At 72.9% G+C, this 5,209-nt stretch carries 8 protein-coding genes; 5 read left to right on the top strand and 3 right to left on the bottom strand.

What is annotated here, in order from left to right; translation table 11 throughout:
- The 3 genes from CCN39_RS39595 to CCN39_RS39605 all read right to left on the bottom strand — a co-directional run.
- On the bottom strand, positions 1-313 hold a 313-nt coding region (locus CCN39_RS39595; protein WP_143264329.1), incomplete at its 3' end, for a response regulator.
- Between the two features lie 4 nt (positions 314-317).
- A complete protein-coding gene (locus tag CCN39_RS39600) occupies positions 318-995 on the bottom strand; it encodes a sensor histidine kinase (protein WP_086851182.1) in 678 nt (225 codons plus the stop codon).
- Between the two features lie 419 nt (positions 996-1,414).
- Positions 1,415-2,170, bottom strand: a complete 756-nt coding sequence (locus tag CCN39_RS39605) for an alpha/beta fold hydrolase (RefSeq protein ID WP_086851185.1) — start codon at positions 2,168-2,170, stop codon at positions 1,415-1,417.
- Positions 2,171-2,262: 92 nt separating this feature from the next.
- Here CCN39_RS39605 and CCN39_RS39610 point away from each other — a divergent pair, with 92 nt between their 5' ends.
- From CCN39_RS39610 to CCN39_RS51355, 5 genes are all read left to right on the top strand, one after another.
- A complete protein-coding gene (locus CCN39_RS39610) occupies positions 2,263-2,685 on the top strand; it encodes a MarR family winged helix-turn-helix transcriptional regulator (protein ID WP_086851189.1) in 423 nt (140 codons plus the stop codon).
- Positions 2,686-2,761: 76 nt separating this feature from the next.
- The gene (locus CCN39_RS39615) at positions 2,762-3,229 is read left to right on the top strand and encodes a hypothetical protein (RefSeq protein ID WP_086851191.1); all 468 of its coding nucleotides are present in this window, start codon (positions 2,762-2,764) and stop codon (positions 3,227-3,229) included.
- A 63-nt stretch (positions 3,230-3,292) separates the two neighbouring features.
- On the top strand, positions 3,293-3,652 hold the full coding sequence (locus CCN39_RS39620) for a VOC family protein (RefSeq protein ID WP_208630591.1): 360 nt from the start codon (positions 3,293-3,295) through the stop codon (positions 3,650-3,652).
- 21 nt (positions 3,653-3,673) lie between these two features.
- Positions 3,674-3,805 carry a hypothetical protein gene (locus CCN39_RS52655; RefSeq protein ID WP_279629613.1) on the top strand — a complete coding sequence of 44 codons (132 nt, stop codon included), beginning with the start codon at positions 3,674-3,676 and terminating at the stop codon, positions 3,803-3,805.
- Between the two features lie 203 nt (positions 3,806-4,008).
- Positions 4,009-5,209, top strand: a 1,201-nt coding sequence (locus CCN39_RS51355) for an AfsR/SARP family transcriptional regulator (RefSeq protein WP_208630592.1), incomplete at its 3' end; no start/stop codon positions are given.

The following is a 5,209-nucleotide window of genomic DNA, read 5'->3' on the forward strand; positions in this document are numbered from 1 at the left end:
GGTAGCCGCGGGCGCCCGCGCGCATGGCGGCGAACACCGCGGCCTCGTTCTCGAACATGGTCAGCATGAGGACGCCGGTGTGCGGGCTCGCGCTCACGATCCGCCGCGTCGCCTCGACCCCGTCGAGGTCGGGCAGGTTCAGGTCCATCAGGACGACGTCGGGTTCGAGCCGGCCCGCGTCGGTGACCGCGGTCAGGCCGTCGGCCGCCTCGCCGGCGACTTCCAGCCCTTCGGTGGCTTCGATCATCGCGCAGAGCGCCGCGCGGAAGACGGGGTGGTCGTCCACCACGAGGACGCGCAGGGAAGAAAACACCGGCTCACTTCCCCGCGGCGAGCGGCAGCCAGGCGGCGATCCGCGTGCCCCCGGAGGAAACCGGCTCGACCCGGCAGCCGCCGCCGAGGTCGCCGGCGCGTTCCCGCATCGACCGCAGCCCGCTCCCGCCGACCGCGGGCAGGGCCCCGCCGTCGGTGCCGACGCCGTCGTCGACGATCTCCACGTGCAGGTCGCCGTCCCGCGGCCAGAGGTGCACGGTGCACTCCCGGGCCCCGGAGTGGCGGGCCACGTTGACCAGCGCCTCGCGGATGATCCGGTAGGCGGTGACCTCGACCTCGGCCGACAGCGGCGGCAGTTCGCCGCGCACCTCGACCTCGACCCGCAGTGGCCCGTGTTCGGCGGGCACCCGCCCGGTGAGCGTCGCGGCGTACCGGCGCACGGCCGGTACCAGCCCGGCTTCGTCGAGGGCCGGCGGCCGCGCGTCGGCCACGATCCGCCGCAGGTCGGTGATGGCGCCGTAGAGCTCTTCTTCGAGCCGGGCCAGCAGGTGTTCGGTGCCCGCCCGGTCCCGCGCGATCAGGTCCCGGGCGGCGCGCAGGCCGAGCACGGCGGCGGTGAGCGTCGGCCCGAGCCCGTCGTGCAAATCGTGGAGCACCCGTTTCAGCCGGTCTTCGTACCCCACGGGACGACCGAAGTCGGCGACGACGAATGTCCGGCGCATCTTCTCCCCGTCCGCCAGAAATGGTCTGGCCACCCCCGTGGTGAACCGGGGGAACCAGTTCTCGTGCGGGTAGCCCAGCCGGCTGCTCCGTTTCGCGTAGCGAGATGGTCACCCGCTGTACTAATCGCCGCATCCTGCCCCGGTGTTTCATTCGGAACCACCGCCGCAGGTCACGGTATGGTCCCGATGCGGAAACGCTGGTAACGATGCAGGTCGCGGCGATGATCCGTTCGGCGCAGCGGGTCCGGCCCGTCAAAAACGATTCATGAACTGTGCGCTGAACCGGTGGAAATTCGACAGAGCCGCGACGCTGCACTTTCGGGAAGTCGCACGGCGGATGGAGCAGAACGGCAGCGGCAAGTGGGGGAACGGCGGCCGTCGCGGTTCTTTTTCGTTCGTCCGATCGGTATCGGAATGCCTCAGTGGCCGAGGGGGAGCAGGGCGTCCAGCAGTTCTTCGGGCGATTCGACCTGCGGCAGGTGACCGGTCCGGGGGAGCAGGGTGAACGTCGATCGCGGGATCGCGGCGGCGTAGGCCTTCCCGTAGCCGGGCCCGGCGATGCCGTCGCTCTCGCCCCAGAGCACGTCCACGGGCAGCGTGAGCTCGCCGAGCCGGCCGGCGAGCGCCGGGTCGGTCATGGCCGGCCCGGTGTAGCCGATCAGGGCGCGCACGTCCGGGCTCGGTCCGGTGCCACCGGCCGGCGGCGTCGGCGCCTTGTCCGGGTCGTGGAAGGACAGGGCGCGGATCTCGGCGAGGGACATGCCGCTGATGTCGGTCATCGGGTGCCCGTCGACTTCGATGCCGATCCCGTCGACGATCACCGCGCCGCGCACGCGCGGGCTCTTCTGCAACGCGATCTCGGCGGCCAGCCAGCCCCCGAACGAGTTGCCGATCACGGTGACGTCCGTGAGGTCCAGGTCGTCCAGCAGGCCGACGTACAGCCGGGCCAGTTCGGGCACGCCGGTGAGGGTTTCGGCCTTCGGGGTGCCCGCGAAGCCCGGGTGGGTGGGCAGCAGCACCCGGGAGTGCGTGCGTTCGGCGAGCAGGTCGGCGAACCCGGTCATCGTCGCGACGCCGCCGCCTCCGTGCAGCAGCAGGAAAGTCCGGGTGTGGTCGCGCTCCCGGAGGGTCACCTCGGCCGGGCCGACGGTGCGGGTTTCCGTGTGGGTCGTCATGGTTCCTTCTCGGTCGCGGAGGGCGTACCTAAGGAACCTTATATAAGGTTATTTAGATAAGCAACCTGACCTCGATGGGATAGGGTGACCGCATGAAGTACCGCCCCGGCGACGTCTCCTTGGCCGTCAAGCGCCTGCAGCACCGCCACCACCGGGCGTTGAGCCGGGCCCTGGCGCCGCTCGGGCTTTCCCTCGTGCAGTGGGACACCCTGCGCCACCTGCACCGCCGTCCGGACGCTTCGCTGCACGAGCTGGCGGTGCTGACCTTCCAGACCGACCAGTCCTTCGGCTCGCTGGCGACCCGGATGGCGGACCGCGGGCTCATCGAACGCGTCCCCGGCCCGGGCCGGGCCGTGCGGCACCGGCTCACCGGGGAAGGTGCGCGGCTGCGCTCCGAAGGCCAGGACCTCGTCGACGGCGTCGTCGAGGCGTCGTTCCGCGACCTGTCGGAGGCCCAGCTCGACCAGCTGGGCGAGCTGCTGGAGCGCGTCTTGGGGCCGGAGCCGGCGGAGTAACCCGTTCCGCCGCCCCGGTGGCGGTCGTCCGGTTACCCTTTTCCCGGGGCAGCGGCGAGCCGGACGGGGTGAGCGGATGACGGCGCCGGCGGTCGCGCGGGAACGCCGGCGGATCGCGCGGCTGCCGGTCTCGCGGTGTGCCCACGTGACCGGCCCGGGGCCGAGGTTGTGCGCGGTGGAAGGACGCACCGAACCCGGTCCCGCCGGGACATTGATCGCGCCGCTGTCCGGCGAGCCGTGCGTGTGGTTCTTCACCGGCTCGGTGCTGGTCGACGGGCGGCTCCTGCACCCGGACCACCCGTCGAGCCGGGTCGATCACCGCTCGCCGCTGCGCCGCGTGGTCGGGGAGGACGTGCGCTCCGCGCGGGACCCGCTGCTCGGTGCCGCGCGGCGCAGGCACCTCGTCTCCGGCCGCACCCGCGAGCAGCTGGCCGCCGACATCGACCAGGACGTGCGGACCGGCTCGGGCTGCCTCCTGCTCGGGACCATCGCGGGCCCGCTCCTGTTCCTCGCCGGGTACCTGCTGGTGATGCGAACCAGTTGAGGACACGTTCTGGCCTATATCGCCGTTAGCGTGCAGTCACTGCCCCGGCGAAAGGACCTCACGATGACTGCCACCCCCGACGGCTACACCACGGTCGCCCCCTGGATCGTCACCAAGGACACCGCAGCGCTGCTGGACTTCGTCACCGCGGCCTTCGACGGCGTCGAACTGGGCCGGGTGCCGTTGGCGGACGGCAGCATCGGGCACGCCGAGATCCGGATCGGCGACACCGTCGTGCTCGCGTTCGACCAGCGCGAAGACTGGCCGGACCTGCCGTCGCTGCTGCGTGTCTTCGTGCCCGACGCCGACATCGCGTTCACCGCCGCGCTGGAGGCGGGTGCCCGCGTGGTGACCGCGTTGTCGGACAACGCCTTCGGCCAGCGCGGCGGCCGGGTCCGGGATCCGTTCGGCAACATCTGGTAGATCACCGCGACCGTCGAAACGGTGGCCCCGGAGGAGGGCATGCGCCGGCTGGAGGAGCCCCGCTACCGGGAGCAGATGCGGTCCGCCCAGGAAACCCTCGACGCGGAACTGAGCGGCCGGGCCCGGGGACGCGCGAGTGCGGTGGTCCGGTAGCGGCGCACCGGGCAAGTCCATTGTGGAATGTCCCGGCCGGTGCGTGCCGGGGCGATCCGGTCTGCCGCTAAGATCACGGTGCCGCCGGACTCGCCCGGCGCGGGGTTCGCGGTGCCGGTTGCTCTGTTCGGGCCAGTGGGGTATTCCCGCTCCGGGCCGATGCTTCCTGCTCACGGCGGAAGGCGGCGGTGCGGAGGGCCGGGATGGCGGATCGGCAGGCACCGGAGATCGACATCCGGGTGCTGGGACCGTTCGAAGTCGAAGCCGGCGGCGGGCTGCTCGAACCCGGCGGTCCGCGGTTGCGGGCGATGCTCGCCCTGCTCGCGGCCTCCGCCGGCCGGCCCGTGAGCGTGTCGATGTTCGTCTCCGAGCTCTGGGGACCCGAGCCGCCGGCGGATGCCGAGCGGACGGTCCGCACTTACGTCTCCCGGCTGCGTCGGGCGCTGCCGCCGGCTGCCCGGCTGATCCACACCCGGGCGCCGGGGTACGTCCTGCTCGAGCCGGAAACCGTGGACGCCGTGCGGTTCCGGCGGCTGGCCCGGGCCGGCCGCGCGGCGCTGACCGGTGGGGCGGCCCAGCTCGCCCGCGAACGGCTGGCCGCGGCGCTGAACCTGTGGCGCGGGACGGCCTACCACGAGTTCGACGGGATCGCCGCCCTGGACCAGGAGCGGACCCGGCTGGCGCGGGAACGCCTCGACGTCGTCCAGGACCGCGTCGACGCCGATCTGTCCGCCGGGGCCGGCGGAGAACTCGTCGCCGAGCTGACGGAGCTGACCGCGGCCCACCCCGGGCACGAGCGGCTGTGGGGGCAGCTGATGACGGCCCTGTACCGCGCGGGCCGGCAGGCGGAGGCACTGGACGCCTTCCGGCGAGCCCGGCACGAGCTGGTCGAGCACGCCGGAGTGGAGCCGTCGGCCGAGCTGACCGGCATCCAGCACCGCATCCTCGGGCACGATCCCCGGCTGCTGGCCGCGGCCCGTTCCGAGCCGGCCGCGGTGGCCACCCGGCCGGCTCAGCTCCCGCCCGCGGTGGCGGGTTTCACCGGCCGGCACGCCGAAATCACCGCCCTCGATGCCGCCGCCGGGCAGGCACCGGGCGCGGTCGCCGTGCTCGCGGTGTGCGGGACGGCGGGCGTGGGAAAGACGGCTTTGGCGGTGCACTGGGCGCACCGCGTGGCCGCGCGGTTCCCGGACGGGCAGCTCTACGTCAACCTGCAGGGCTTCGACCCCGGCGGCGTGCTGGCGGCCGAGGAGGCCCTGCGCGGCTTCCTGACCGCATTCGGCGTCACCACCGACCGCCAGCCCGACACGCTGCAGGCCCAGGTCGCGCTGTACCGGAGCCTGGCCGCCGGGAAGCGCTTGCTGGTCGTGCTCGACAACGCCCGCGACGCGGCGCACGTCCGCC

Origin of the sequence: Amycolatopsis kentuckyensis, from assembly GCF_002155975.1 — a bacterium.
In the GTDB taxonomy this organism is placed as follows: Bacteria; Actinomycetota; Actinomycetes; order Mycobacteriales; family Pseudonocardiaceae; genus Amycolatopsis; species Amycolatopsis kentuckyensis.

Bases quoted from the DNA above. Each gene is read 5' to 3' on its own strand.
- CCN39_RS39610 (WP_086851189.1), top strand. From the start codon at position 2,263: ATGAAGTACCGCCCCGGCGACGTCTCCTTGGCCGTCAAGCGCCTGCAG.
- CCN39_RS39615 (WP_086851191.1), top strand. From the start codon at position 2,762: ATGACGGCGCCGGCGGTCGCGCGGGAACGCCGGCGGATCGCGCGGCTG.
- CCN39_RS39620 (WP_208630591.1), top strand. From the start codon at position 3,293: ATGACTGCCACCCCCGACGGCTACACCACGGTCGCCCCCTGGATCGTC.
- CCN39_RS39600 (WP_086851182.1), bottom strand. From the start codon at position 995: ATGCGCCGGACATTCGTCGTCGCCGACTTCGGTCGTCCCGTGGGGTAC.
- CCN39_RS39605 (WP_086851185.1), bottom strand. From the start codon at position 2,170: ATGACGACCCACACGGAAACCCGCACCGTCGGCCCGGCCGAGGTGACC.